The 25,679-nt window shown below is 68.3% G+C and carries 21 protein-coding genes and 3 pseudogenes; 17 read left to right on the top strand and 7 right to left on the bottom strand.

All coding sequences use genetic code 11. The features are described from left to right. Positions 1 to 151: 151 nt before the first annotated feature. Positions 152 to 1,900, bottom strand: a complete 1,749-nt coding sequence (locus OO71_RS39190; protein WP_051792825.1) for a DEAD/DEAH box helicase — start codon at positions 1,898 to 1,900, stop codon at positions 152 to 154. Between the two features lie 316 nt (positions 1,901 to 2,216). Here OO71_RS39190 and OO71_RS39185 point away from each other — a divergent pair, with 316 nt between their 5' ends. Together OO71_RS39185 and OO71_RS39180 are read left to right on the top strand one after the other, a co-directional pair. Beyond that, entirely contained in the window at positions 2,217 to 2,894 is a 678-nt protein-coding gene (locus OO71_RS39185; protein WP_084145597.1) for a ferritin-like fold-containing protein, read from the top strand. Positions 2,895 to 2,997: 103 nt separating this feature from the next. After that, positions 2,998 to 3,228: a DUF3107 domain-containing protein gene (locus OO71_RS39180; protein WP_009072973.1), complete on the top strand. Its 231-nt coding sequence runs from the start codon at positions 2,998 to 3,000 to the stop codon at positions 3,226 to 3,228. Positions 3,229 to 3,304: 76 nt separating this feature from the next. Here OO71_RS39180 and OO71_RS46775 read toward each other — a convergent pair. Both OO71_RS46775 and OO71_RS39170 read right to left on the bottom strand, forming a co-directional pair. After that, positions 3,305 to 3,624: pseudogene (locus OO71_RS46775) on the bottom strand (DUF4873 domain-containing protein). Between the two features lie 14 nt (positions 3,625 to 3,638). After that, positions 3,639 to 4,400 carry a TetR/AcrR family transcriptional regulator gene (locus OO71_RS39170; protein ID WP_033295096.1) on the bottom strand — a complete coding sequence of 254 codons (762 nt, stop codon included), beginning with the start codon at positions 4,398 to 4,400 and terminating at the stop codon, positions 3,639 to 3,641. Positions 4,401 to 4,480: 80 nt separating this feature from the next. Between OO71_RS39170 and OO71_RS39165 the strand changes: the two genes are divergently transcribed. Further along, positions 4,481 to 5,386 (top strand): AurF N-oxygenase family protein, encoded by a 906-nt coding sequence (locus tag OO71_RS39165; RefSeq protein ID WP_033295095.1) that lies wholly within the window; start codon positions 4,481 to 4,483, stop codon positions 5,384 to 5,386. Continuing rightward, the gene (locus tag OO71_RS39160; protein WP_033295094.1) at positions 5,383 to 6,285 is read left to right on the top strand and encodes an alpha/beta fold hydrolase; all 903 of its coding nucleotides are present in this window, start codon (positions 5,383 to 5,385) and stop codon (positions 6,283 to 6,285) included. The genes OO71_RS39165 and OO71_RS39160 overlap by 4 nt, the downstream gene beginning before the upstream one ends. Positions 6,286 to 6,610: 325 nt before the next feature. On the opposite strand, the gene OO71_RS39155 is transcribed toward OO71_RS39160, so the two are convergent. Beyond that, on the bottom strand, positions 6,611 to 7,237 hold the full coding sequence (locus OO71_RS39155) for a TetR/AcrR family transcriptional regulator (protein WP_033295093.1): 627 nt from the start codon (positions 7,235 to 7,237) through the stop codon (positions 6,611 to 6,613). A gap of 117 nt (positions 7,238 to 7,354) precedes the next feature. Here OO71_RS39155 and OO71_RS39150 point away from each other — a divergent pair, with 117 nt between their 5' ends. From OO71_RS39150 to OO71_RS39105, 10 genes are all read left to right on the top strand, one after another. After that, entirely contained in the window at positions 7,355 to 8,353 is a 999-nt protein-coding gene (locus OO71_RS39150; RefSeq protein WP_211260809.1) for an alpha/beta fold hydrolase, read from the top strand. 80 nt (positions 8,354 to 8,433) lie between these two features. Then, positions 8,434 to 9,600, top strand: coding sequence for a DUF3152 domain-containing protein (locus OO71_RS39145; protein WP_033295091.1), 1,167 nt, complete (start codon positions 8,434 to 8,436; stop codon positions 9,598 to 9,600). Positions 9,601 to 9,711: 111 nt separating this feature from the next. Further along, positions 9,712 to 10,893, top strand: a complete 1,182-nt coding sequence (gene moeZ, locus OO71_RS39140; protein ID WP_033295152.1) for an adenylyltransferase/sulfurtransferase MoeZ — start codon at positions 9,712 to 9,714, stop codon at positions 10,891 to 10,893. Positions 10,894 to 11,058: 165 nt separating this feature from the next. After that, positions 11,059 to 11,856, top strand: coding sequence for a TIGR02569 family protein (locus tag OO71_RS39135; protein WP_033295090.1), 798 nt, complete (start codon positions 11,059 to 11,061; stop codon positions 11,854 to 11,856). A gap of 115 nt (positions 11,857 to 11,971) precedes the next feature. Next, a complete protein-coding gene (locus OO71_RS39130) occupies positions 11,972 to 13,993 on the top strand; it encodes a molybdopterin oxidoreductase family protein (protein ID WP_033295089.1) in 2,022 nt (673 codons plus the stop codon). Beyond that, positions 13,990 to 15,414, top strand: coding sequence for an NAD(P)/FAD-dependent oxidoreductase (locus tag OO71_RS39125; RefSeq protein WP_033295088.1), 1,425 nt, complete (start codon positions 13,990 to 13,992; stop codon positions 15,412 to 15,414). Before OO71_RS39130 ends, OO71_RS39125 begins: the two co-directional genes overlap by 4 nt. Positions 15,415 to 15,444: 30 nt before the next feature. Next, positions 15,445 to 16,776, top strand: a complete 1,332-nt coding sequence (locus OO71_RS39120; protein WP_033295087.1) for a nitrate/nitrite transporter — start codon at positions 15,445 to 15,447, stop codon at positions 16,774 to 16,776. 2 nt (positions 16,777 to 16,778) lie between these two features. Continuing rightward, positions 16,779 to 19,277, top strand: a complete 2,499-nt coding sequence (nirB, locus tag OO71_RS39115) for a nitrite reductase large subunit NirB (RefSeq protein ID WP_033295086.1) — start codon at positions 16,779 to 16,781, stop codon at positions 19,275 to 19,277. Continuing rightward, positions 19,274 to 19,606 (top strand): nitrite reductase small subunit NirD, encoded by a 333-nt coding sequence (nirD, locus tag OO71_RS39110; protein WP_033295085.1) that lies wholly within the window; start codon positions 19,274 to 19,276, stop codon positions 19,604 to 19,606. Before nirB ends, nirD begins: the two co-directional genes overlap by 4 nt. Further along, entirely contained in the window at positions 19,603 to 20,712 is a 1,110-nt protein-coding gene (locus OO71_RS39105) for a uroporphyrinogen-III synthase (protein ID WP_033295084.1), read from the top strand. The genes nirD and OO71_RS39105 overlap by 4 nt, the downstream gene beginning before the upstream one ends. Here OO71_RS39105 and OO71_RS39100 read toward each other — a convergent pair. From OO71_RS39100 to OO71_RS39090, 3 genes are read right to left on the bottom strand one after another with little or no spacing between them, the layout of a single operon-like run. Next, positions 20,696 to 21,679: a squalene cyclase gene (locus OO71_RS39100; protein ID WP_211260808.1), complete on the bottom strand. Its 984-nt coding sequence runs from the start codon at positions 21,677 to 21,679 to the stop codon at positions 20,696 to 20,698. The genes OO71_RS39105 and OO71_RS39100 overlap by 17 nt on opposite strands. A gap of 34 nt (positions 21,680 to 21,713) precedes the next feature. Beyond that, on the bottom strand, positions 21,714 to 22,835 hold the full coding sequence (locus OO71_RS39095) for a winged helix DNA-binding domain-containing protein (protein ID WP_211260807.1): 1,122 nt from the start codon (positions 22,833 to 22,835) through the stop codon (positions 21,714 to 21,716). 12 nt (positions 22,836 to 22,847) lie between these two features. Then, positions 22,848 to 23,243 (bottom strand): DUF3224 domain-containing protein, encoded by a 396-nt coding sequence (locus OO71_RS39090; RefSeq protein WP_033295149.1) that lies wholly within the window; start codon positions 23,241 to 23,243, stop codon positions 22,848 to 22,850. A gap of 62 nt (positions 23,244 to 23,305) precedes the next feature. Between OO71_RS39090 and OO71_RS39085 the strand changes: the two genes are divergently transcribed. The 3 genes and pseudogenes from OO71_RS39085 to OO71_RS52680 all read left to right on the top strand — a co-directional run. Further along, positions 23,306 to 24,304, top strand: a complete 999-nt coding sequence (locus OO71_RS39085; RefSeq protein ID WP_033295083.1) for a helix-turn-helix transcriptional regulator — start codon at positions 23,306 to 23,308, stop codon at positions 24,302 to 24,304. Positions 24,305 to 24,521: 217 nt separating this feature from the next. Beyond that, a pseudogene (locus OO71_RS50665) lies at positions 24,522 to 24,932 on the top strand (uroporphyrinogen-III synthase); the annotation flags it as partial. 336 nt (positions 24,933 to 25,268) lie between these two features. Then, positions 25,269 to 25,679: pseudogene (locus OO71_RS52680) on the top strand (uroporphyrinogen-III synthase); the annotation flags it as partial.

Here is a 25,679-nt window from a genome sequence, read left to right as displayed (position 1 = left end):
CGGGGGTGGGATCCGACGGAGCAGCAAGCCCCGGACCGGGGGCCGGGGAGTCAGCCGGGGTGTCGGCGTCCGGCTGTCTCTCGGGGGGCGGCTGGGCGCCGCCGTTCCCGTGGTCGTTCACTTGCCTGGCTCCCGGCTGTCGGTGTGGTGCTCAGTCTGCCGACGCAGGTGTATCAGACGCGCGGCGGCGACGGCGGCGGCGCGCTGGGCGTTCCATCGTCTCGCCGGGGTCGGCGGTGGGCGAACCGGCGCTTCCGGACGAATTGGCCGAGCCGGCGGGGCCCGTCGCGTCGGCGCCGGACCTCGGGCGGCGGCGGGTGCGGGGGCGGTCCTCCGTGGACTCCGAAGCGTCCGCGTCGGCTGCCTCGACTGCTTCTGCCGCCTTTGCTCCGCCTCGGGTTCGCTTGCGGGGCGAGCGGTTGCGCTTCCGCGGGGCATCCTCAGGCGAGTCCGGACCAGAACCAGAGGGGCCGGACCGACGGCCCCGCCGCTTACCGCCCAGGTCTTCTTCCTCCTCCGCGGCCAGACCGGCCCGCGTGCGCTTCGCCAGCGGCAACCGGCCCTTCGTGCCCTCCGGAATACCCAGGTCGCTGTACAGATGCGGCGACGACGAGTACGTCTCCACCGGTTCCGCCAAACCCAGGTTGAGCGTGTCCGAGATCAGCTTCCAGCGCGCTTCCTCATCCCAGTCGACGAGGGTGACCGCGACGCCCGTGCGGCCCGCGCGGCCGGTGCGGCCGATGCGGTGCACGTAGGTCTTCTCGTCCTCCGGGCACTGGTAGTTGATGACGTGCGTGACGTCGTCGATGTCGATCCCGCGGGCGGCGACATCCGTCGCGACCAGCACGTCGACCTTGCCCGACCGGAACGCCCGCAGCGCCTGCTCCCGGGCGCCCTGGCCGAGGTCACCGTGTACCGCGGCGGCGGCGAAACCGCGCTCCACCAGTTCGTCGGCGATCTTCTGGGCCGTGCGCTTGGTGCGGCTGAAGATCATCGTGAGCCCGCGGCCCTCGGCCTGCAGCGCCCGCGCGATGACCTCCGGCTTGTCCATCGAGTGCGCCCGGTAGACGAACTGGGTGGTGCGCTCGTGGATCGCGCCGGCGTCGTTCTCCTCGGCGCGGATGTGCGTGGGCTGGCTCAGGAACGTCCGCGCCAGCGTGATGATCGGACCCGGCATCGTCGCGGAGAACAGCATCGTCTGCCGCTCGTCCGGGACCATCCGCAGGATCCGCTCGATGTCCGGCAGGAAGCCGAGGTCCAGCATCTCGTCGGCCTCGTCGAGCACGAGTCCGCGGATCTTGCCGAGCACGAGGTGCTGCTGCTCGGCGAGGTCCAGCAGCCGGCCCGGCGTGCCGATGACGACGTCGACGCCCTTGCGCAGCGCGTCGATCTGCGGCTCGTACGGCCGTCCGCCGTAAATCGCCAGCGTGCGGATGCCCAGGTGCTTCCCGGCGCCCTTCAGGTCGTTCGCGACCTGGATGCACAGCTCGCGCGTGGGCACCACGACGAGCACCTGCGGCGTGCCGTCGCCGGGCACCTCCAGCCGGTGCAGCAGCGGGACGCCGAAGCCGAGCGTCTTGCCCATGCCGGTGCGGGCCTGTCCGATGAGGTCGTCGCCTGCCATGGCGAGCGGCAGCGTGAGCGCCTGGATGGCGAACGTGTGCTCGATGCCCGCGTCGCCGAGTGCCTTCACGATCTCCGGCTTCACGCCGAACGATGCGAACGTCGGCGATTCGTCGGTGACCGGAGCGCCTGCCTGCAGCGGATGCGAGGTGTCGAGCGCGGCCGGTCCGTTTTCGCTGTGCTCGAGAGCGACAGCGGGGGTCTGTTCGGTTGTGGACTGTTCTGCGGTCAGGGTGATCGCCTCTCTCGTGACCAGCGCGCACAGGCCGGTTGTCACTCGACACTCGACCGGGGGCCTGACTCACACCGCGGCCTCGTCACTGGAGGCCCGCGGCGCCGGAGCCGCCCTCCCGGGAATGCCGCTGGGAGGCGTGCACGCACACTTGCGGCGAACCCCGGCCGCCCTGGTGGCACCGGTCGTCCGCCTCGTTTCCCGCCACGCGGCCGAAATCCGGTCCGGCGGACGGAAGCTCTACGTATCCGCCAGCAGTGTACCTGGTCAGCAGTTTTCGGGCAGCACCGGGAGCGACGGCGCGGCGTGGGATCGGTCTCTCGGCGGCGCCCGACTCCGCTTCGGCGATACCCTCGTCGCCGTGACCGACCGCGCCGAGCCCGCCGAACCCACCCGAACCACGATCAGCGAAGGCGTCGTCGACCTGCTCGGCGTGATCGCTTACCTGGAGCTGTCCGCCTTCGACCGGATGGCCGAGGACGCCCGCAGCGCGCCCACCCTCGCCGGCCGCGCCGCGCTCGCCTCGATGGCCGCCGCCGAGATCGGGCACTACGACCTGCTGTCGGCGCACCTGTCCGCGAACGGCGTCGCCGTCGAGGACGCCATGCAGCCGTTCGTGTCGCAGGTGGATGCGTGGCACGCGTCGACGCGGCCGAAATCGTGGCTGGAATCGCTGGTCAAGGCGTACGTCGGCGACGGGCTGGCGGCCGACCTGTACCGCGAGATCGCGAGCTGGCTCGACGCCGAGACCAAGGACCTGGTGCTCACCGTGCTCGCCGACACCGGGCACTCGGCGTTCGCCGAACGCGAGGTCGCCGCCGGGATCAAGGCCGATCCGAAGGCCCGCGACAAGCTCGCGCTGTGGGGGCGGCGGCTGCTCGGCGAGGCGCTCACCCAGGCCCAGTACGTGGTGGCCGAGCGCGACGGGCTGGCCGAGCTGATCGTCGCGGGGTCCGGCGACCTGGCGGGAATCGGCGCATTGTTCCGGAGGTTGCAGCAGGGGCACACCAAGCGCATGCAGGCGCTGGGGCTGGGCTGAGCGGGTGGCCGCGGATCACCCGCTGGTCGCGCGCCACCGCGTCGGCCCGCTTCGGTTAGCCTTGCCGGGCGTAGTCACAACGAATTTCCAGCGGAGGTCCCACGTGGAGGTCAAGATCGGCATCAAGGACACGCCGCGCGAGCTGGTGGTGTCCAGTGGCCAGACTCCCGAAGAGGTGGAGAAACTGGTCGCCGAGGCGCTGACGGCCGGTGACGGGCTCTTCCGCCTCAACGACGAGAAGGGCCGCAAGTACCTGGTCCCGTCCGACCGCATCGCGTACGTCGAGATCGCCCCGTCCGACGTCCGCAAGGTCGGGTTCGGCGTCGGCGACTGAGCTTCGAAGTCCGTGAAGGGAACCATGACGGAATCTGATTCCGTGATGGTTCCCTTCACGGCTTTCCGGGGGCGGGTCAGGCGGTGGCCGACTCGACCTCGGCGAGGGTTTTCGGGATCGCGAACGGCGGCGTGGACGTGCCCATGATCCGGTAGCGCCCCATGGATCGGGGTCGGACAGTTCGCCCGTCGCGGAATGCTCGCCGACCCGGATCTCGCACGGCTTCTTTCGCCCGCCGGCCGCAGAGGTCAGCGCCGGGTCGGCGGAAATGCGGCCGTACCAGTGGTAGTAGCCGTCGATGGGCTGGAAGTAGCCGCGCAGATCGACTTCCACCGGCAGCTCCGTGCCGTCGACGATCAGGGTCGCGGGGCCGGTGTAGCCGTCCTCGTCGCTCATCCCGGATCCTTCCCTCAGCCGGACGCGGTGTCTTCTTCGGCTCGTCCGAGCTGGACGACCTTGTTCTCCTCCAGCGGCAGGTTCGGGTCGATCACGACACCTTGCTGGCGGGTGAGCCCGTCGATCGCCGCCCAGATGATCTGCGTGAGGTACTCGACGACCGAATCGCGGCCCATCGACCGCCGGTCCAGCCACCATTCCCCGGTGCTCTGCACCATGCCGACGATGCCGTGCGCCCACGGTTCCGCGGCGCCGGAATCCATGTTGAACATCCGCATGTAGTCGCCGAGCAGGGCGGTCAGCGCGGTGGCGATGACCTCCTTGTCCTCCGCGACGACGTCCGAATCGACCGTTTTGCCCGGCAGTCCGCCGTGCGCCAGCAAGCGGTACAGGTTCGGGTGTTCCTCGATGACGCCGAAGAACGCGTCGAGCGCCATCCGGATGCGCGGGACCGGCGCGAGCTCGGCGTTGATCGCCGGGATGAGCCGTTCGAAAAGGATCTCCGTGCCGCGCTGGCCGAGTGCCACGTACAGGTCGGCCTTGTCCTCGAAATGCCGGTACAGCACGGGTTTCGTGACCCCGGCCTCCGCGGCGACGTCCTCCATCCCGAGGTCCGGGCCGTGTGCGTCGAGCGCGCGCAGGGCCGCCTCGACGAACTCCGCGCGCCGGGCGATGCGGTGCTTGCGCCAGCGGTCGCGGCGGGCGTCACCGGTGCTGCCTTCGGTGTCTGCCGCCTGCTTGCCGGAGCGCTTGACACGTTCGATCACGAAGGTCATGCTACCAGAGGTAACTGTTACCACGGGTTACAGGTTAATGAGGCTTCAGGCGGCGAGTCAGGCGCTGGAAGGGGCTGAGGATGACGCTCAAGGTGACCGACCGGGAGGCGACGGCGCAGCGGCTGCTCAAGTCCGCGGCGGGCAAGTTCTACGACCCGGACGTCGACATCGACTGGGACGCCCCGCTCGTCGAGGGCAAGCGCTACATCCTGCCCGAGCGGTCCTCGCTGTACGGCACGCCGCTGTGGGACCGGCTCACGCCCGAGCAGCGGATCGAGCTCGGCAAGCACGAGATGGCCAGCATCGCGACCACCGGTCTGTGGTTCGAAATCCTCCTGATGCAGATGCTGCTCAAGGAGATCTACGAGCAGGAGCCGACCACGGCACACGTGCAGTTCGCGCTCACCGAGATCGCCGACGAATGCCGCCACTCCACCATGTTCGCGCGGATGTCGGCGCGGATCGGCTGCCCGACCTACGGTCCGGTGCCGGTGCTGCGCCGGTTCGCGAAGCTGATGCCGACGATCTCGTACGGCCCGGCGCGGTACGGCGCGATCCTGGTCGCCGAGGAGGTACTCGACCGGTTGCAGCGCGAGCAGATGAACGACGATCAGATCCAGCCGCTCGTGCGCATGGTGAACCGGATCCACGTGCTGGAGGAGGCGCGGCACGTCACCTTCGCGCGCGAGGAGGTCACCCGCGGGATGGCGAAGCTCGGCCGCGGCGAAATTGCGTACCAGCAGTTCAGCATTGCGCTGATTTCCTACTTCGTGACGCGGGCGTTCATCAATCCGAACGTGTACAAGGCGGTCGGAATCCGGCCGCGTGAGGGCGTCGAAACTGCGCTGAACAATCCGCATTGGCGTGCGACGATCGCGTGGGCCGGGGAGAAGATCATGCCGTTCCTGCAGGAGTCCGGTCTGGTCGGACTGCCGGGGAAACCCTTCTGGCGTAAGTCTTTCCTGCTTCCTTCGGAGGCGGCGTGACTACGGTAGAACGGCTGCGCAATCCGGCGCGCGAGCATCGGTTCGTGACGAGTGACGGCTGCGCATTGCACGTCGAATCGAGCGGCCCGGCCGACGCTGCGGTCACGCTGGTTCTGGTGCACGGCTGGACGCAGGACCATCGCACGTGGGACGGCGTCGTGCGGCACCTCGGACCGGGTGTGCGGATTCTGCGGTACGACCTGCGCGGGCACGGCGGTTCCGCGCCTGCGCGCGACGGTGCGGCCACCATTCCGCGGCTGGCCGACGACCTTGCCGAACTGATCGCCGACCGCGTGCCGTCGGGTCCGGTGGTGCTCGCCGGGCATTCGATGGGCGGGATGACGATGATGGCGCTGGCCGAACGGCATCCCGCGCTGGTTGCCGAGCGGGTGGCCGGGGTGGCGTTCGTGGCGACGTCGTCGGGGCAGATGGACCGGATCACGTTGGGACTGCCCGGAATGGCCGGTCAGTTCTCCGCGCGGTTCGAGCGTCGGCTGGCGAAGGCGTTGGCGCATCGGAAAGGGGAGCGGTTGCCGTTGAGCCCGGCGTTGGTGCGGTCGGGGGCTCGGTTTCTCGTTTTCGGTGACCGGCCGCGGCGGGGCGATGTGCGGACGGTGGCGGAGCAGTTGCTGTGTGCGCATCCGGCGAGTTTGGGGGCATTTCAGGACGCGATCTCGACGCATGATTGCCGGGTTGCGCTGGCGGTGTTGCGGGGGGTTCCGGCGGTTGTTCTGGCCGGGGAGAAGGATCGGCTTTGCCCGCTTTCTCACGCGAGAGTGATTGCGGGGGAGTTGCCGGAGGCCGAGTTCGTCCGGTTTCCCGGGGCTGGGCATATGTTGCCGCAGGAGCGTGCTGGGGAGGTTGCTGGTCGGATTGCTGGTTTGCTGCGGTCTGTTTGACCGTGGGGGGATTGTTTCGCGAGGAACGGTTCCGGTCTGTCTGACGGAACTGTTGCGGTGGGGTTCTGTGTTGGCCGGAACTGTTGCGTGGGGGCACCCCGAAGCTGGATTGTCACGACGGTCTGAATGGCTTTTCAAGGCGGGAAAGATGCCTTTACAAGCCATTCAGACCCTGTGGGGGCTTCGGATCGGGGTGCAGGGCGGGGGCTGGGTGCCCGGTCCCGTTGGGTGCGTCGGCTGCGGTGGGGTGGTGGGGGTGGGGGAAGTCCGTGAAGGGAACCATGAGGGAATCAGATTCCGTGATGGTTCCCTTCACGGACTTCGGTCAGCTGTCTTTGAGAGGGAAGCCGCCGCCGATGCCTCGCCAGGCCAGGTTTGCGGTCAGGTCTACGGCTTCTTCTCGGCTCATCGATTGGTTGTGTTGCAGCCAATATCTCGCGCTCACCTGGCTCATGCCCACCAGGCCGACCGCCAGCAGCCGGGCCTTTTCCTCGTCCAGACCGGCGTCTGCGGTGATGGTTTCCGTGATGGCCTCGACGCTTGCCGACGTTGCGCGGTCCACTGCTTCCTGTACTGCCGGTTCGCCGCGTAGGTCGGACTCGAACACCATTCGGAAGGCGCCTGCGTCGTTGTTCACGAAGTCGAAGAACGCGCCTACCGTTGCCGGGACGCGCTGGCGGTTGTCCGTGGTGGAGTGGAGTGCGCCTTGCACTCGGCCGACCAGGTCGTCGACGTGGCTTTCCAGCAGGGCGATGTACAGGTCGAGCTTGCCGGGGAAGTGCTGGTACAAAACCGGCTTGCTGACGCCTGCCTCTTCCGCGATCTCGTCCATCGCCGCCGCGTGGTAGCCGTGCTCGGCGAAGACGCGTTGCGCGGCCGTCAGCAGCTGGGCCCGGCGTTCGGTCCGGGGCAGCCGGACGCCTCGTTGCTGCAGTCGCGCCATTTCCGTCATTCTTCCTCCGTCCGCGGCTTCGCCGGGCGGGTTCACCAACCGTGCGAAGTGAACCTGACATTACTCGCGGGTACGCCCGGAACGCCAAGGGTCAGGCATCCTGGAACCGTGACCACAGTGCCAACCCGGCCGCACCGGCCGACTCCGACTGCCGGGCCTGCGGCGGCGGTTCGTCCGCCGGTGACCCACGTGCCATTGTCGACCACGCCGCTGCCGCCGCTCGACCGGGCGCTGCCTCCCTGGCCCGGCGCCGTCGAGGGTGGCCTGCACGTGCGGCGTACTCCCGGCCCGGACGGCACCGTCGCGGTGTACGTGCACGGCCTCGGCGGATCGTCCACGAACTGGACCGACCTGGCCGCGCTGCTGTCCCCGACGGCCGCCGGGCAGGCGCTCGACCTGCCCGGATTCGGGTTTTCCGAGCCTGCCGAGGGGTTCGCGTTCGGGCTCGAAGACCATGCTGCCGTCGTCGCGCGGCATCTCGAGCGGCTCGGCGGGCCAGTGCACCTGGTCGGCAACTCGATGGGTGGCGCAGTCTCGCTGCTGCTCGCCGCCGAGCGGCCCGCGCTCGTCAAGACGCTCACCCTGATCTCCCCGGCGATGCCCGACCGCAGGCCCGACCCGCGGCGGCTGTCCGATCCGCTGATGGCGCTGGCGTACCTGCCGGTGGTCGGCGCCCGGGTACGCCGCCGGATGGCCGCGCTCACCCCGCGCGAGCGGGCTGCCCAGGTGATCAAGCTCTGCTTCCACGATCCGTCGCGCTTCGCCGACGCGCGTCTCGACGAGCTGGCCGAGGAACACGGCGCCCGCGCGGCCTTCCCCTGGGCGCCGCTCGCGATGGAACGCAGCACGTTCGGCATTTTCCGGCGCTGGACCGCGCGCGGACCGGCGTCGCTGTGGTCGGTCGCGACGCAGGTCCAGGTACCCACGCTCGTCGTATGGGGCCTGCACGACCGGGTGATCTCCGTCCGCCGTGCGCCACGGACCGCACACGCCCTTCCGCGCGCCCGGATGCTGCTCCTGCCGCGCACCGGGCACGTTGCGCAAATGGAACGTCCGGAGGCGGTCGCGCGGGCGGTGCTGGGGCTCTGGGAGGGCGCTGAACAGGGCACTTGGTAACCCGAACGGGGGATAGCCGTTCGCCGGGACGCCCGCCAGTCGCTGCGAGGTATGCGGTCTCGGTATGGCACCCTGGGTCGGTGGACCGGCTGAAGCAGGACGCGCGAGCGAAGGACCGGCCGGCTTCGACCGCTGGGTCGGCCCGGCGCTCGACGTATCCGCGGACTGCATCGGACCCCGCATCGGATTCGGACTCACCTCGGGTCGGTCAGTACCGCCCGGCGAAACAGCCCGCACAACGCGTCGGCGACGACCGTTACCGGCCCGGGCGGCGGCGGACCAGCGCGGAACCGCTCACCGCCACGTGGCAGCCGAAGGACCCGGCAGAACCGCGTCGTCCCAGGCAGCAGTCCGGGTTCGCCCGCTTCGTGAAGACCTACGGCTGGCGCGTGTACGCGTTGCCGATCCTCGTCGTGATCACCGTGCTGGTCGTCGTGAACACGGCCACCGGACCCACCGGCTCGGGTTCCGCCGCGTCCGGGGCCGGGGAAACGGCGTCGGGCGACGCCACCGCGGGTGCCATCGACGGTGCCCAGAGCATCCCGGAGAACCCCGCGCAGCCGGTGAACCTCAACGTGCCCACGGCCGATCTGCCCACCGGCGGCGCCTTCACTCAGGCGGGCAAGGGAACCTGGCACGTGGTCCCGGGGTCGGGCCCGGTCATCGGCAAGGCCGGGAAGCTGTACACCTACACCGTCGAGGTCGAGGACGGCATCGACGCGTCTAGCTTCGCCGGCGACGACAGCTTCGGCACGGCGGTGCAGGGCATCCTGTCCGACCCGCGGAGCTGGACGTGGAACGGCGAGATCCGGCTGCAGCGGGTCGACGCGAGCTATCCGGACCCGAGTTTCCGCGTGAGTCTCACCACTCCGGAGACGACGCACCGGCCCGACGCGTGCGGGTTCCAGATCAAGTTCGAGGCCTCCTGCTACCGCCGGAGCATGGACCGCGTGCTGATCAACCTGGCCCGCTGGGTGCGCGGCGCGATGGTCTACGGCGCGGACATGACGGGCTACCGGCAGTACGCCATCAACCACGAGGTCGGGCACGCGCTCGGCAACAACCACGTGGGCTGTCCAGGGAACAACCAGCCGGCGCCGGTGATGATGCAGCAGTCGTTCGGGGTCAACGACGACTACGTCGCGAAGCTCAACGACATCCCCGGCGGCGACAAGGGCAAGGTCACTGCGGACCACCAGGTGTGCCTGCCCAACGCGTGGCCGAACCCGACGCCTCCCGCCCGGTAGGACGGCTGAGGTACAACGTCCCATAATATGGGAGCCGGGAAGTCCCCCTTGCCAGCGAGCGTTGTGGATACTGGGATCGACTACGCGACCCGCGCGAGTATGGAGGACCCGATGTCAGACACGGCACTGCCGCCGCTCGTCGAGCCGGCAGCCGAGCTCACCAAGGAAGAGGTGGCCCGGTACAGCCGTCACCTGATCATCCCCGACGTCGGGGTGGTCGGGCAGAAGCGGTTGAAGAACGCGAAGGTCCTGGTGATCGGCGCGGGCGGCCTCGGAAGCCCGGCGCTGCTGTACCTCGCCGCGGCCGGAGTGGGCACGCTCGGCATCATCGACTTCGACGTCGTCGACGAATCGAACCTGCAGCGCCAGGTGATCCACGGCCAGTCCGACCTCGGCAAGCTCAAGGCCGCGTCGGCGCAGGAGTCGATCGCGGAGATCAACCCGCTGGTCAAGGTGCACCTGCACGTGGAGCGGCTCGAGTCGGCGAACGCGCTGGAGATCTTCAGCCAGTACGACCTGATTCTCGACGGCACCGACAACTTCGCCACGCGCTACCTGGTGAACGACGCCGCCGTGCTGCTGGGCAAGCCGTACGTGTGGGGTTCGATCTTCCGGTTCGAAGGCCAGGTCAGCGTGTTCTGGGAGGACGCGCCGAACGGCAAGGGCCTCAACTACCGCGACCTCTACCCCGAGCCGCCGCCCCCCGGCATGGTCCCGTCGTGCGCCGAGGGCGGCGTGCTGGGCGTGCTGTGCGCGTCGATCGGCTCGATCATGGTGACCGAGGCGATCAAGCTCATCACCGGCATCGGCGAGCCGCTGCTCGGCCGCCTGATCAGCTACGACGCGCTGGAGATGCGGTACCGCGAGGTCAAGATCCGCAAGGACCCGGAAACGCCGAAGATCACCGAACTGATCGACTACGAAGCATTCTGCGGCGTGGTTTCGGACGAGGCCGCCAACGCGGCGTCCGGCAGCACGATCACCCCGGCGGAACTGAAGGCAAAGTTCGACAGCGGCGAGAACTTCGCCCTGATCGACGTCCGCGAGCCGCACGAGTACGAGATCGTGAACATCAAGGGCGCCACGCTGATCCCGAAGGACCGCATCCTGTCCGGAGAAGCGCTGGCCGAACTGCCGCAAGACAAGCCGATCGTGCTGCACTGCAAGTCCGGCGCCCGTTCGGCGGAGGCCCTTGCCGCCCTGCACGCCGCAGGGTTCAAGGACGCCACCCACCTAGGCGGCGGCGTACTGGCCTGGGCCAGGCAGATCGACCCCAGCCTGCCCACCTACTGAGCCGAACGTCCGTGAAGGGAACCATCACGGAATCTAATTCCCTCATGGTTCCCTTCACGGACTTCCCCCACCACCCAACCGCAGCCCGCCCATTCTCCACAAAAGACCAACCTGACCAGCGGGTCTGCGCCAGATCGAGCGCTTACCGCGGTACCCTGACCCACCGTGCGGTCAACCCTGGAACATCCCCCCGAACGCGTCTGTGCCGCCTTCGGCACCGATGCCACCACGGTATCGACCCTCCCCGACTCCACCTCCTGGCGCAGCGGCGACCTCATCCTCAAACCGGTGACCAACCGCTCCCAGTCCCTCTGGACCGCCCGCGCCCTGGACTTCGCCGACGACCACGGCCTCCGCATCGCCAAACCCATCCGATCACGGGACGGCCGCTGGATTGTCGGTGACTGGTCCGCCTGGCGGTACCTCTCCGGCACCACCGAACACCGCTGCGACGAAGCCGTACTGGCCGCAGTACGCCTGCACCGCGCAACCGCCGACCTGCCGCGCCCGGACTTCCTCTCCGCCCGCGACGACCGCGACGCCATCGCCGACCGCATCGCCTGGGAAGACATCGATCGCCCGCTGCCGGAGGAAAAAGGCGGCCGCTGGTTCGAAATCCTCGCCCCCGCCCGGCGCCCGGTGAAGCTGCCGCACCAGGTCGCGCACGGGGAACTCCTGGCCAGCCTCCTTTTCGACGGCGACGCATTACCCGGCGTCGTGAATTTCGTCCCGTACTACCGCCCTGGCGAATGGGGTGCCGCCATCGCCGCGGTCGACGCGCTCGCCTGGGGCGGGGCCACCGGCGCGCTGCTGGAACGGTGGGCGCACCTGCCGGAATGGCCGCAGCTGCTCCTCCGGGCGGTGTTGTTCCGGCTGGCCGCACACGCACTCGACCCGCGTTCCACCAACGCCGCACTGGATGGGCTGCGAGCTGCGTCACGCGAGGTCAGCGCCGTCCTCTGACTCACTGCGCGTTCCGCGGCGCGGAGCGGGCATTGTCAACTCCCGGAAACATTCGGGCACTTCGAGGTAACACGGCGTCCTTACGGTCGGTGCATCGCCGACCCGAGGAGCGCCTGTGCCGCATGTCGACACACATTGCCCGTATTGCGCGCTGCAGTGCGGGATGCGCCTGGCCGGAACCGAGGTCACGCCACGGGAGTCCCCGGGCGGGCTGTGCCAGAAGGGCTGGACGTCCGGTGAGCTGCTGCGTTCCGGCGACCGGCTGACCACCCCGCTGGTCCGGTCCGGCGGAGAACTGCGGCCGGCGAGCTGGGATTCGGCGCTGGATCTCGTTGCCGCGAAACTGGCCGCACTGCGCGGTTCGCACGGCGCGGATTCGGTCGCGGTATTCGGCGGCGGTGGGCTGACCAACGAAAAGGCTTACCTGCTCGGCAAATTCGCTCGCGTCGCACTGGGTACCTCGCAAATCGACTACAACGGGCGCTTCTGCATGTCTTCCGCGGCGGCCGCGGGCATTCGCGCCTTTGGCGTCGACCGCGGGTTGCCGTTTCCGGTTGCTGATCTTGCCGAGGCGAACGTCGTATTGCTTGCCGGGGCCAATCCAGCCGAGACGATGCCGCCGTTCATGCAGCATTTGCGCGAGGCTGACCTGATTGTCGTCGACCCGCGGCGCACGCCGACCGCCGAGCAAGCGCGGTTGCATCTTGCACCTGCGCCGGGTACAGATTTGGGTCTGTCATTGGGAATTCTGCACGCGGTGGTCGCCGAAGGATATCTGGACAAGTCCTATGTGGATCTTCGGACCTCCGGCTTCGACGAGATGTGGCGGATTGCGGCGGCGTGGTGGCCGGAGCGGGCGGAGCGGGTGACGGGCGTCGCGGCTTCGGATCAGCGGCGGGCTGCGGAAATGCTGGCGGGTTCGACGAATTCATATGTGCTCACAGCGCGGGGTACGGAACAGCACGCGACTGGTACGGCGACGGTCGGCGGGTGGATCAATCTTGCACTCGCTCTCGGATTGCCGGGGCGCCGCGGTTCAGGTTTCGGCTGCCTTACCGGTCAGGGAAATGGCCAGGGTGGTCGGGAACACGGCCAGAAAGCGGATCAGCTGCCGGGGTATCGCAAGATCGACGATCCGGCTGCGCGTGCGCATATCGCGCGGATTTGGGGGGTGGACAGCCTTCCTGGACCTGGGCGGTCGGCGACTGAGTTGCTGGACGCGCTGGGGGAGGACCTGAAGGCGCTGCTGGTGTTCGGGAGCAATCCGGTGGTGTCGGCGCCGCGGTCGGCGCACGTCCAGGATCGGCTGCACAAGCTGGATCTTCTGGTGGTGGCGGACTTTGTGTTGTCCGAGACCGCCGCAATTGCCGATGTCGTGCTTCCCGTTACCCAATGGGCGGAGGAGGACGGGACGCTGACCAATCTCGAAGGCCGGATTCTCTTGCGGCGCAAAGCAGTCGACCCGCCATCGGAGGTACGGACGGATCTCGGAGTAATGCAGGGTCTGGCTGTTCTTCTCGGGCAACCTTTCGAGAGATTTCCGTCCGACGTCGTTGCGGTATTCGAGGAACTGCGGGCTGCATCGAAGGGCGGAATCGCGGACTACTCCGGAATCAGCTACGAACGGCTGCGCGCCGGAGAGGTTCTGCACTGGCCGGTCCCCTCCGACGATCACCCTGGTACGCCGCGGATGTTCCTCGACCGGTTCGCGCACCCGGATGGTCGCGCTCGATTTGCCGCGGTTGACCACAGTGGACCCGCCGAGTCACCGGACGCCGAATTTCCTTTGCAGGCGACCACCGGCCGAGTGCTTCAGCATTACCAGTCCGGTGCGCAGACCCGGCGGATTGCCGAGCTGACTGCGGTGGTGCCCGAGGTGTTCGTGGAGGTGCATCCGGACACGGCAGCGCGGTCCGGACTGTCCGAAGGGGACCGTGCCGTCGTGCGGTCTCGCCGGGGGGAAACGGTCGCGAAAGTGCGTTGTGTGCCTTCGCTCCGTCCGGACCTCGTGTTCCTGCCGTTTCATTTCCCCGGCGAGGCACGGGCGAACCTGGTGACCAATCCGGCGCTCGACCCGGTCAGCCGGATGCCGGAGTTCAAAGTGTGCGCGGTTTCGCTGGCGAGGGCAGAAGGATGAGCGCGCGAAATGTGGTCGTCGTCGGCTATGGCATGGCGGGTGCCCGGCTGGCCGACGAGATTCGCCGCCGTGACCCGAAGGCCGAACGGGTCCGGCTGACTGTCCTTGGGGCGGAACAACATCCTGCGTACAACCGGGTCCTGCTGTCCTCTGTGGTCGCCGGGGGAATGAACCCGGACACCGTCCGGCTGCACGATGCGGAGTGGGCCGGACGGTCGCAAGTGGACTTACACCTTGGCGTGACGGTGACGCGGCTCGATCCCGCCCAGCGACTGGTCCAGACCTCGACCGGCGAGTTTTCGTACGACTCCTTGGTGCTGGCAACCGGAGCGACGCCGTGGCTTCCACCGGTCGAAGGGCTTGAGCCAGGACCGGAAGTCGTGACGTTTCGGACCTTGGACGACTGTGCCCGCATTCTCGACGCGGCTCGTCCGGGCGCACCGGTGGTGGTGCTCGGCGGCGGGCTGCTGGGGTTGGAAGCCGCACGCGGGCTGGCCGGGCGCGGCGCGAACGTGACCGTGGTCCATCCGTACTCCCACCTCCTGGAAAGGCAGCTCGACTCCGGTGCCGGTCGCGTGCTCGCGCGGCAGCTGGCGGACCTGGGCGTCACGTTCCGGTTCGAGGTGACCGCTGCCCGGCATCTCCCCGGCGACGGACTGAAACTCGATGACGGCAGCTTCGTTCCGGCGGACCTGGTGGTCGTCGCGGCCGGGGTGCGGCCGGAGGCCGCCCTTGCGGAAGCGGCCGGGCTCGCGGTGGATCGTGGCGTGCTCGTGGACGACCTGCTGCGGACCAGCGACGGCCGGATCCACGCCCTCGGCGACTGCGCGGTGCATCCCGGTGCGCCCGCCGGACTGGTCCAGCCCGCCTGGGAACAGGCTGCGGTACTTGCGGACCTGCTCACCGGAACCGATACCGGTGCGCGATATCGCGGCACCCGCGCGGTGACCCGGCTCAAGGCCCGAGACATCGACCTTGCCGCACTCGGCGAAACGCACGTGTCCATCGAGGACGAATCCGCCGAGATCATCACGTTCGACGATCCGGCCGGTGGGCGTTACGGCAAGCTGGTCGTCCGCGGCGAACGTGTCACCGGTGCGATCCTGTTGGGGTTGCCCGATGCCGCCGCGATGGTGACCCAGTTGCACGACCGCGGCATCCCGGTACCGGACGACCGGCTCGCCGTGCTGCTCGGCCGCGCGTTGCCCGCAGGGGCACCGACCGCGGCGAGCCCGGCCGACCTCCCGTCGTCCGCCTTGATCTGCCGCTGTAACGCAGTGACCAAAGGACGGCTGATCGAAGCCTGGCGGGGTGGCGCCGCCGACGCTGCCGCTCTCGCCCGCACCACCCGCGCCACCACAGGCTGCGGCAGCTGCCGCGACACCGTGGACGCGGTCGCCGAATGGCTTGCGGCGCAATAGATACCGCTTCCGTGCACTGAGGAGGACGCCATGACCTGGATCGAGCAATGGGACCCCGAGGACGAGCAGTTCTGGGAGCGCACTGGCAAACGCATTGCGCGGCGCAATCTGTGGTTTTCCGTTTTCGCTGAACACATCGGATTCTCCATCTGGACACTGTGGTCGGTCGTCGTGCTGTTCATGGGTCCGGCGTACGGCTTCTCCGCGGCGGACAAATTCCTGCTCGTGTCCACGCCGACGGTGATCGGTGCCGCGATGCGGATCCCGTACACCTTCGCCGTGGCCCGCTTCGGCGGTCGCAATTGGACAATCATCAGCGCCGCATTGCTTTTGGTACCAACAGTGTTGACCGCGATTGTGCTGCACCCGGGAACCTCACTCGGCACCTTCTTGCTCGTGGCCGCGCTTGGCGGGATCGGTGGAGGCAACTTCGCCTCGTCGATGGCGAACATCAACACCTTCTACCCGGAGCGGTACAAGGGCTGGGCACTCGGGCTCAATGCCGGTGGCGGCAATCTCGGCGTCGCGGTGATTCAGCTCGTCGGACTGCTCGTGATCGGCACTGGCGGAGCGACCGCGCCACGATTGGTGTTGTACATCTACCTTCCGCTGATCGTGATTGCTGCCGTGTGCGCGGCGCTGTTCATGGACAATCTCGCGCCGGTTCGCGGGGACACCAAGGCAATGCGCGAAGTAGTCCGATATGGACAGACGTGGGTGATGTCGCTGCTGTACGTAGGCACGTTCGGTTCCTTCATCGGGTACAGCTTCGCCTTCGGATTGGTGTTGCAGAACCAGTTCGGCCGGACACCGTTGCAGGCGGCGGCGGTGACGTTCCTCGGGCCGCTGGTGGGTTCGCTGTCCCGTCCGATCGGTGGCTGGTTGTCGGACCGGATCGGCGGCGGCCGCGTCACTTTCGCGACATTCGGCGCAATGGCATTGGCGACCATCGTGCTGGTGCTCGCTTCCTCGGCCGATTCACTCGGGCTGTTCACCGGAGCGTTCATCGTCCTCTTCGTCCTCACCGGAATCGGGAATGGCTCGACGTACAAGATGATTCCGGCGATCTTCCAGGTCAAGGCGCGGGCGGCCATCCAGGCCGGTGCCGACGAGGCCACCGAATTGCGGACCGCGCGGCGGTTGTCGGGAGCGTTGATCGGGCTGGCCGGGGCAATCGGGGCATTGGGCGGGCTGTTCATCAACCTCGCCTTCCGGCAGTCGTTCGCCGACGCGCACAGTGGGGTCCCGGCGTTCATCGGATTCTTGGCGTTTTACGCGGTGTGCGTAGGTGTGACGTGGTTCGGCTACCTGCGCAAACCGGTGGTGCGTGCGCAAGTGGCACTGGCGGGAGCGGAGGTCTGACAATGCCGACCATGGTGGTTGCCGGGCACGGGATGGTCGCGCACCGGCTCGTGGAGGCCGTCAGGGTGGCAGATCCGGCCGGGGAATGGCGGATCGTGGTGCTCGCCGAGGAAAGCCGTCCTGCGTATGACCGAGTTGCGCTGACGTCCTATGTGGAGAGCTGGGACCCGGCCGCGCTGGCGTTGCCCGGCAATGACTACGCCGGGGACGACGCTGTAGACCTGCGCCTCGGCGACGCGGTGATTTCGGTGGACCGGGACGCGAAGACGGTGACCGCAGCGTCAGGTTCTGTGCAGTCGTACGACGTTCTCGTGCTGGCAACGGGGTCCCGGCCGTTTGTGCCGCCAGTGCCAGGCCGCGATCTGCCGGGTGTATTTGTGTATCGGACGATCGAGGACCTCGACGCTATTCGCGAGGCGGCGGAACGGCGGGGCCGCGGACGGCGAGCGGCCATGGTGATCGGCGGCGGTCTGCTCGGATTGGAGGCCGCGAAGGCCTTGCGGGACCTGGGCTTGTCGCCGCATGTCGTGGAGATGGCGCCGCGGTTGATGCCGCTGCAGGTCGACGACGGGGGCGGTGGGGTCCTGCGTCGGCTGATCGCGGACCTTGACGTCACCGTCCACACGGGAACGTCCACAGAGGCCATCTCCGCCGACGGTCCGCGGCTGTTGGCCAGGCTGGGCAACGGCACCGAGCTCGACGTGGACCTGGTCGTCTTCTCCGCGGGTATCCGGCCGCGCGACGACCTGGCCCGCGAGTCCGGTTTGGACGTCGGCGAACGCGGCGGGGTGCTGGTTGATGCGACCTGCCGCACGAGTGATCCGTCGGTGTATGCGATCGGTGAGTGTGCGGCGGTCGAGGGACGCGTGTACGGGATCGTCGCTCCGGGTTACGCGATGGCCGAAGTGGTTGCAGCGCAGCTGACCGGCGGTACGGCGACCTTCCCCGAACCGGACACGGCGACCAAGCTCAAGCTGATGGGGGTGGACGTCGCCAGTTTCGGCGATGCCCACGCGGCAACGGAAGGTGCGTTGGAGGTCGCGGTGAACGACGCCGTGGCCGGGACGTACAAGAAGCTCGTGGTGAGCGACGATGGGCGGACGCTGCTCGGTGGGGTGCTGGTCGGCGATGCCGCGGAGTACAACACATTGCGCGCATTGGTCGGTCGCCCGCTGCCGGCGGAACCCGTCGCATTACTGGCCCCGACCGGCGCGGCGGTGGGAGTCGACGCACTGCCGGACGAGGCGCAGATCTGTTCGTGCAACGGAGTTTCCAAGGGCGCGTTGACCCGGGCGATCACAATGGACGGTTGCGAGTCGGTCAGCAAGCTGAAGACCTGTACCCGCGCAGGAACGTCGTGTGGTTCGTGCGTGCCGATGCTGGCGAAGCTGCTGAATGCATGTGGGGTCGAGCAGTCGAAGGCCTTGTGCGAGCACTTCACCCAGTCGCGGGCTGAGCTGTTCGAGATCATCCGGGCCACGCGGATCACCACGTTCAGCGAGGTCGTGAGCAGGTACGGCATGGGCACGGGATGCGCGGTCTGCAAGCCCGCGGTGGCGTCGATTCTGGCGACGCTCGGCAACGGGCACATCCTCGCTGGCGACCAGGCGGCGTTGCAGGACACCAACGACCGGTTCCTCGCGAATCTGCAGCGCAACGGCAGCTATTCGGTGGTGCCACGGATTCCCGGTGGCGAGATCACGCCGGACAAGCTGATGGTGATCGCGCAAGTCGCGCAGGACTTCGGGCTGTACACGAAAATCACCGGTGGACAGCGGATCGATCTGCTCGGGGCCACTGTGGACCACCTGCCGGACATCTGGCGACGGCTGGTCGACGCGGGGTTCGAATCCGGGCACGCGTACGGGAAGTCGTTGCGCACAGTGAAGTCGTGCGTCGGGTCGACGTGGTGCCGGTACGGGGTGCAGGACAGCGTCGGGCTGGCGATCGACCTGGAACTGCGGTACCGCGGTCTGCGCTCGCCGCACAAGATCAAGGCCGGGGTTTCCGGATGTGCCCGCGAATGCGCGGAAGCGCGGGGCAAGGACTTCGGGGTGATTGCCACCGAACACGGCTGGAACCTGTACGTCGGCGGCAATGGCGGGGCGACGCCACGGCATGCCGAACTTCTGGTGTCCGATGTGGACACCGAGACCTTGGTCAGGACGATCGACCGGTTCCTCATGTTCTACGTCCGCACGGCAGACCGCTTGCAACGCACCGCGCCGTGGATCGAGGAGCTGGATGGCGGCCTCGACCATCTGCGCGCGGTGATCGTGGACGACAGTCTGGGTATCTGCGAGGATCTGGACGCGGCAATGGCGAAGCACATCGAGGACTACACCGACGAATGGCGTGGGGTGTTGGAGGACCCGGACAAGCTGGCGCGGTTCAGTTCATTCGTGAACGCGCCGGGAGCGCCGGACCCGTCGATCTCGTTCCGGGCCGAGCGGGAGCAGAAGATCCCGGTGCTGCTGGGTGTTCCGGAGGTGCGGCGATGACCAGCCTGATGACCTGGACCGCGGTGTGCCCGGCGGCGCAGGTGCCGGAATTCTCCGGGGTCGCGGCACTCGTGGGTGGGCAGCAGATCGCGGTGTTTCGGACTGCGGACGGCTGGTATGGACTGTCCAATTGGGACCCGTGTAGTCAGGCGGCCGTGCTGTCCCGCGGGATCGTCGGCGACGCCGGAGGAGAGCCAGTGGTGGCGTCACCGGTCTACAAAGAACGGTTCTCCCTCCGCAGTGGACAGTGCCTCGACGGCGACGGAGTTTCGGTTCCGGTGTATCCGGTGCGGGTACGGGAAGGGGTCGTAGAGGTGGGCTCCCCGTGACCGAAGTCCGGCCGCTGGCCGGTTTCACAGTGGGGATCACGGCAGCGCGCCGAGCTGAGGAGCTGGGTGCGCTGCTGGTGCGTCAAGGTGCGACAGTCCGTTATGGACCAGCGCTGAGGATCGTGCCGCTGGCTGATGACACCGAACTCCACGCGGCCACTATGCGGTTGTTCGATGCTCCGGTGGACGTCGTGGTGGCAACGACCGGGATCGGCTTTCGGGGATGGGTCGAAGCTGCGGAGGGCTGGGGTGTCGGCGAGAAATTGCTCAACGGGTTGTCGTCGGCATCCCTGCTGAGCCGGGGTCCAAAGGCAGCCGGTGCCGTGCGGGCTGCCGGTTTGGCCGAGGAGTATTCGCCGGCGTCGGGGAGCAGTACCGAACTGCTGCACTACCTGCTGGAGTCCGGAGTGGACGGACGGCGGATCGCCGTGCAGCTCCACGGCGAACCGCTGCCGTACTTTGTGGACACTCTGCGCGAAGCTGGCGCGGACGTGATCGAGATCCCGGTGTACCGCTGGGTCGGACCGGCAGACCCAGGACCGCTCGACCGGTTGCTGGACGCGGTGCTGGAAGGAACCGTCGATGCGCTGCCGTTCACGAGCGCTCCGGCAGCGGCTTCGACGGTGGCGATGGCCCGCCGTACCGACCGGCTGACGGCATTGGTCGATACGTTGTCCAGCCGGGTGGTGGTGGCCTGTGTCGGCCCGATTTCCGCCGCGCCGTTGGCTGCGCTGGGGATCCCGACTGTCCAACCGCGACGGTCGCGAATCGGCGCGCTGGCCCGAACTGTGGCGGATTCCCTGATTGCCCGCTCGCCGAAACTGTGTACCGCGGGGCAGGTACTGGAGGTTCGCGGTACGGGAGCGCTGGTGGACGGCGAATGGCGGGAGATCTCACCCGCACCGATGGCACTCTTGCGGGCACTCGCACGGCAACCTGGCCGCGTAGTGTCGCGTCGGGAGCTGTCCGCCGAATTGCCCGCGGGAGGAGACACGCATGCGGTGGAGACCGCGATCGGACGGCTGCGGACCTCCCTCGGCGGCGCGGCTGTCGTGCAGACGGTGGTGAAACGCGGCTATCGGCTGGCGGTCAATCCGGCTGGCTGACCGCATCACCAGGTGTTGAGCCCTGATCCCACCAGTCGAGCACGCGGGTTCCGTACAGGGTCAGCCATTTCGACGGTGCCCCGGCAGGCACGTCGACGTCGAACCAGACCTCGCCGTGCATCGGGTCGTTCTGGAGCCACGTTCCGTCCGGCTGGCGGGCGGCGCGGATGCGGTCGACGGCCTCGGCGAGGCGGGGTTCGGGCGGTACGTCGTCGACGAGAGCGGCCTCGCGGAAGTACTCGACCGCATTGAGAGCGCTGTAGCGCCAACGGAACGGGTACGTGAAATGGTCCACCCACGGCGCGACCTGCTCGCCGGTCGAGCGGCGGCGGAGCAGGCCGCGTTGCAGGAGGTATTCCTCACCGGCGCGGCGGGCGGCGAGGGTTTCGTCGGTGCAGCCGGTGGCAATGTCGTAGGCGAGCAAGCCTTTCAGCGCGTTCAAAGTGGAGTGGAACGACGAACGCGTCGACCCTTCGACCCATTCGCAATTCCAGCCGCCGTCGGCCATGCGGTGATCGAGGAACCAGCGGGTTATTCCGGTTACGTCGGCGCCCAGCCAGAGCCCGTTCGCGAGGGTCCAGGCATTGATGCAGACGTCGACCTCACCGCCCCAATAAGGCAGATTTTCGTATTCCCACCTGGAGTTTTCCGCGATCAGTTCCGCGGTGCGACGGGCTCTGAGCACCGTCGGGTCCAAACCCCATTCGCGCAATGCGGTGAGTGACCAGGTAGTGGCGGTCCATGGTTGCCCGGAATCGGGGCTGGGGCGGAATTCCGCAGGGAAGTACGCACCGCCTGCCCATTGCCCATCCGGATCTTGCCGGGCGAGGAGCTGCGCGCCGAAGCCCTCGGTGGCGACTTTCGCCCGGGTGGCCGTCCAGACCTCGGGCGGCGCCCCCGCCAGGTCGCGTTCGACCTGCCAGCGGAGTGCCGGATCCGAATCGAGTAGCCAGGTGAGCACGGTCACCTCCAGCACTGTAGCCCTTGCGCGGGCAGCGCGCTCATGACCATTTGACGGAAACGTCCGGATATCCACGCGCGGTTGCGGCGCGTTCGGCCTCTTCCTCGGCAGCGGCCCGGTCGGCGCGGCGGAGCGGGTCGAATTCGGTGAGGGTGAAGGTCAGCCGTTTGCCTGCGCCTTTGGTACGCCATACGCCGAGGATTTCGCCGTCCACGAGAATTGCGCCGGGGCTGCCGAGGATTTTCCAGACCTCCTTGGCTCGCGCTTTGTCCGGCACCAATACCGCTTTGTCGCGAGCCTGGGTGTACGGGTCGAATGGGGGCAATAGCCGTACGCCCGATGGGGTTGGCGGGTTTTCCAATGCGGGTAACCGATCTGTCGGCACAAAGGCGCGTCGACTGTCCACTTTGACCTCGGTGACTTCGTCTGCTGGCCAGGTTTCCTGCACGCAATTCCTTGCGGTGCCGACGAAACCGGCTGCGTCGCCGGGGGTGGCCGGGCCGTTGAATCGCAGGTATTGGTGCAGTAGATGGGAGACGGCTTTGGGTGCGGGCCGGGTGGAAAGCCGTCCGCGCTCTTCGAGCGGGGCAAGCGTTGCCGGGGTTTGCCCGGGTTCGAGCCGCACGCCGCCGTGCAGAGTGGCGATCCGCATGAGCTGTTCGTGGACATGCGTTGCGTTGCAACCTCGGCACCAGCGGCTGAATGCCGGCGGCAGTATTTTGGTGATCGCGGTGCTCACCGCGCCCTTGGTCATCGGTTTGGTGACCACCTTGCGGATCGCTCGGGCGGTGGTGAACAGAACGTCCACAGCGGACACTTCGGTGGCCCGCATTTCCTTCTGCTGCCACAACATTCGGGCCAGCGCGTCGGGATCGTCGATGGGTACCAATGCGGAGACGAGCTCGGGCAGGTCGGCGCGGCGGTGGAAATGCGGCGCGCCCCGGTGCGACCACACCAGAGCCAGGCGTGGATCGTCCACAAGCGACTCCGGGGTGACCGGACCCGGTACGCGGGCGGCCAGGGAGAGCAGGGCGGTGTCGCGCATGCTGTCCTGCAGACCGAGGTCGAGCAGTGGCAGCTCGTACGGATCGGCGGCCGTGCGGTGCAGCCCGTGCTCCGCGATCCGGTACGCCAGCGCCTGGTTGCGCGACACCTCCAGCACTTGCAGCCTCCTTCAGAGCGTGTAGTCGAACGTGTACGACACCGTCGGTTCGCCCAGTACGCCGTGCACCGTGCCGCGGCCCGCGAGCCCGGCCAGCTCGCCGGTGCCGGAGCCCGGCACGACCTCGAACTCCGACCGGATGCTCTGCGGGTCGAAACTCCACTCGTGGCGGACTACGAACGTGCCGCGCCGGCCGTCGACGGTGGCTTGGAACCGGTCGTACCCCGGCGACGTGGTCGCGCCGCCGTCGTAACCCTCACCCGGGTAGTACAGCAGGTAATCGCCCGTGGATTCACCCTCGATCAGGCCGGAGTACTCCAACGTGGCGTGTACGTACGCGACCCGCGGGCCACCCTCCTCGCCGCTCGCGAGGTGCTCGTCCCACTTCTTCATGCCGAACGTGTTCATGACGGACACTGAATCATTCATACCTGCCATCTAGTGTCAGGTTTTTCCGGCATACTTGCGGGATGCGTGCCGGCCGTCTGCTCACCGTGCTCCTCCTGCTGCAGAACCGCGGCCGGATGACCGCCGAGGAACTGGCCGCTGAGCTGGAGGTTTCGGTGCGCACGGTGTACCGGGACATCGAGGCGCTGTCGGCGTCGGGCGTGCCGGTGTACGCGGACCGCGGGCGCAGCGGCGGCTACCAGCTCGTCGACGGTTACCGCACCCGGCTGACCGGCCTCAACGAGGAGGAAGCCCAGTCGCTGGCGCTGGCCGGGCTGCCGGTGGCGGCCGCGGAGCTGGGGTTGGGGACGGTTCTCGCCGCTGCGCAGCTGAAGCTGTACGCCGCGTTGCCGCAGGAGTTGCGCAGCCGCGCCGGCCGGGTGGCCGAGCGGTTCTACCTCGACGTCCCAGGCTGGCACCGCGGCATCGAAAGCCTGCCGACCCTGTCCGCGGTCGCCGACGCCGTGTGGTCCGCGCGCCGGATCCGGATCCGGTACGAACGATGGGGTCAGCGCGAGGTCGAGCGCGTGCTGGAGCCGCTGGGTCTCATCCTGAAGGCAGGCAACTGGTACCTGGCGGGGCGGTGCGAGGGGACCGTTCGCACCTACCGGATTTCGCGCATCCACGAGCTGACCGACCTGGGCGAAGTGTTCGAGCGACCGGCGGATTTCGACCTGGCCGGTTACTGGCAGGAGTGGTCGGAGCAGTTCGAACGCCGGATGTACCCCAGAAGGGCGACAGTGCGCCTCTCCCCGAGGGCGCAGGCTCTCGTACCGTTCTACGCAGGCAGCGTCGGCGCCCGGGCCCTCCGGGAGGCAATCGCCGCGGGCGCGGTACCGGACAGCGATGGCTGGTTGACAATCGCCCTGCCGGTGGAACCGGGTGAACCGGCGATCGGGGAGCTGCTCCGGTTCGGGCCGCATCTGGAGGTCCTGGAGCCGGTGGAGTTGAGAGCGGAACTGGCAAGGGCGATCGAGGAGATGGGGCGGCGGTATGTGGCTGAGCCGGGCGGGGTGGAGTGAGCGGGGAGCGAGGTAGGTGACGTGGGTGAGCGGGATGGCTGAACGCGAAGGGACCGGCGAGCGAGGCTGGCGGCGTGGGTGAGCTGGGCGGGTCTGGGGTGGCTGAACTGGGCGGCGCGAGCACGGGTGAACTCGGTAGCAGGCAAGGCAGTCGGCATGCGTGAGTTCGGCGAGGTCCGAGGGGTGACTGGATGGGGCGAACTGAGAGGCAGGCGAGATGGGTGAGCTGGACGGGGTACGGATCGGCGTGACGGCCGAGCGGCGGGCGGACGATCTGATCGGCGCGCTGGTCCGCCATGGCGCTCAGGTGCAGCATGCGCCCACGATCACGATCGTCCCCCTGGCTGACGATCCCGAGTTGCGTCGCGGCACCGAAGCCGTGCTCGCGGCTCCGGTCGCCTTCACCGCGGTCACGACCGGCGCGGGCTTCCGCGGCTGGCTCGCTGCCGCTGAGGGCTGGGGTCTCCAGGACGCCCTCCTCGAAACGCTGGCCGGGTCGCGCATCTTCGCCCGCGGGCCGAAGGCTGTGGGGGCCGTCCGGGGGGTGGGGTTGCGGGAGGAATATTCGGCGCGGACTGAGACCAATGAGGAGTTGTTCGCAGCCCTTGCCGAAGCTTCCGGGGCGGGCGGATTTGCCGCTATGGGCACGGCGGCTGGTGGGGGGATTGCGGGCGCGCCTGGTCTTGCTGGAGGCATGTCCGGTGTGCCCACCGGCTGGGAAGATTCGGGCCTGCCCGCTGGTGGAGGTGCTTCCGGCGTGCCCGCTGACGGTGGAGTTCCTGGGACACCGGCCGACGGGAGCGTATCGGGCGGGTCAGCTGGTCGACGTGATACCGGCCTATGCGCCGACCAAGGCCCTTCCGGCGAGCCTGCTGGGGGTGGCAGCCCTGAGGTGGTGTCCACCGATGAGGGCAACCTCGGCCCGTCCGGCGACCAACCTACGTCCAGCGCCCCGACCAACCAAGGCATCTCCGGCACCAGGATCGCCGTCCAGCTTCACGGCACCCCGTTACCCGAGTTCACCGGCCCCCTCACCGCCGCCGGAGCGCGTGTGCTCCCCGTTCAACCCTATCGCTGGCACTCCCCGCCCGACCCCGCCCCGGTGTTTTCCCTCGTCAACGACGCCCTCTCCGGCGCCTTGGACGCCCTCGTCTTCACCAGCGCCCCGGCGGCGGCCAACTTTCTCACTCTCGCCGACCAATCCGGACGCGGTCCGCAGCTGCGCAAAGCCCTGGTCGAAGGCGCGGTCGTCTGCGCGTGCGTCGGGCCGGTTACTGCGGCGCCGTTGGAAGCTGTCGGCATCCGGCCGTTGCAACCTGAACGGCAGCGGCTCGGGGCGCTGGTGAAGCTGGTGGTCGCGGAGCTCGGCCAGTAG

The organism is Amycolatopsis jejuensis, from assembly GCF_000717335.1.
Classification (GTDB): Bacteria; Actinomycetota; Actinomycetes; order Mycobacteriales; family Pseudonocardiaceae; genus Amycolatopsis; species Amycolatopsis jejuensis.
This window is presented reverse-complemented; position numbering and strand designations above follow the sequence as displayed.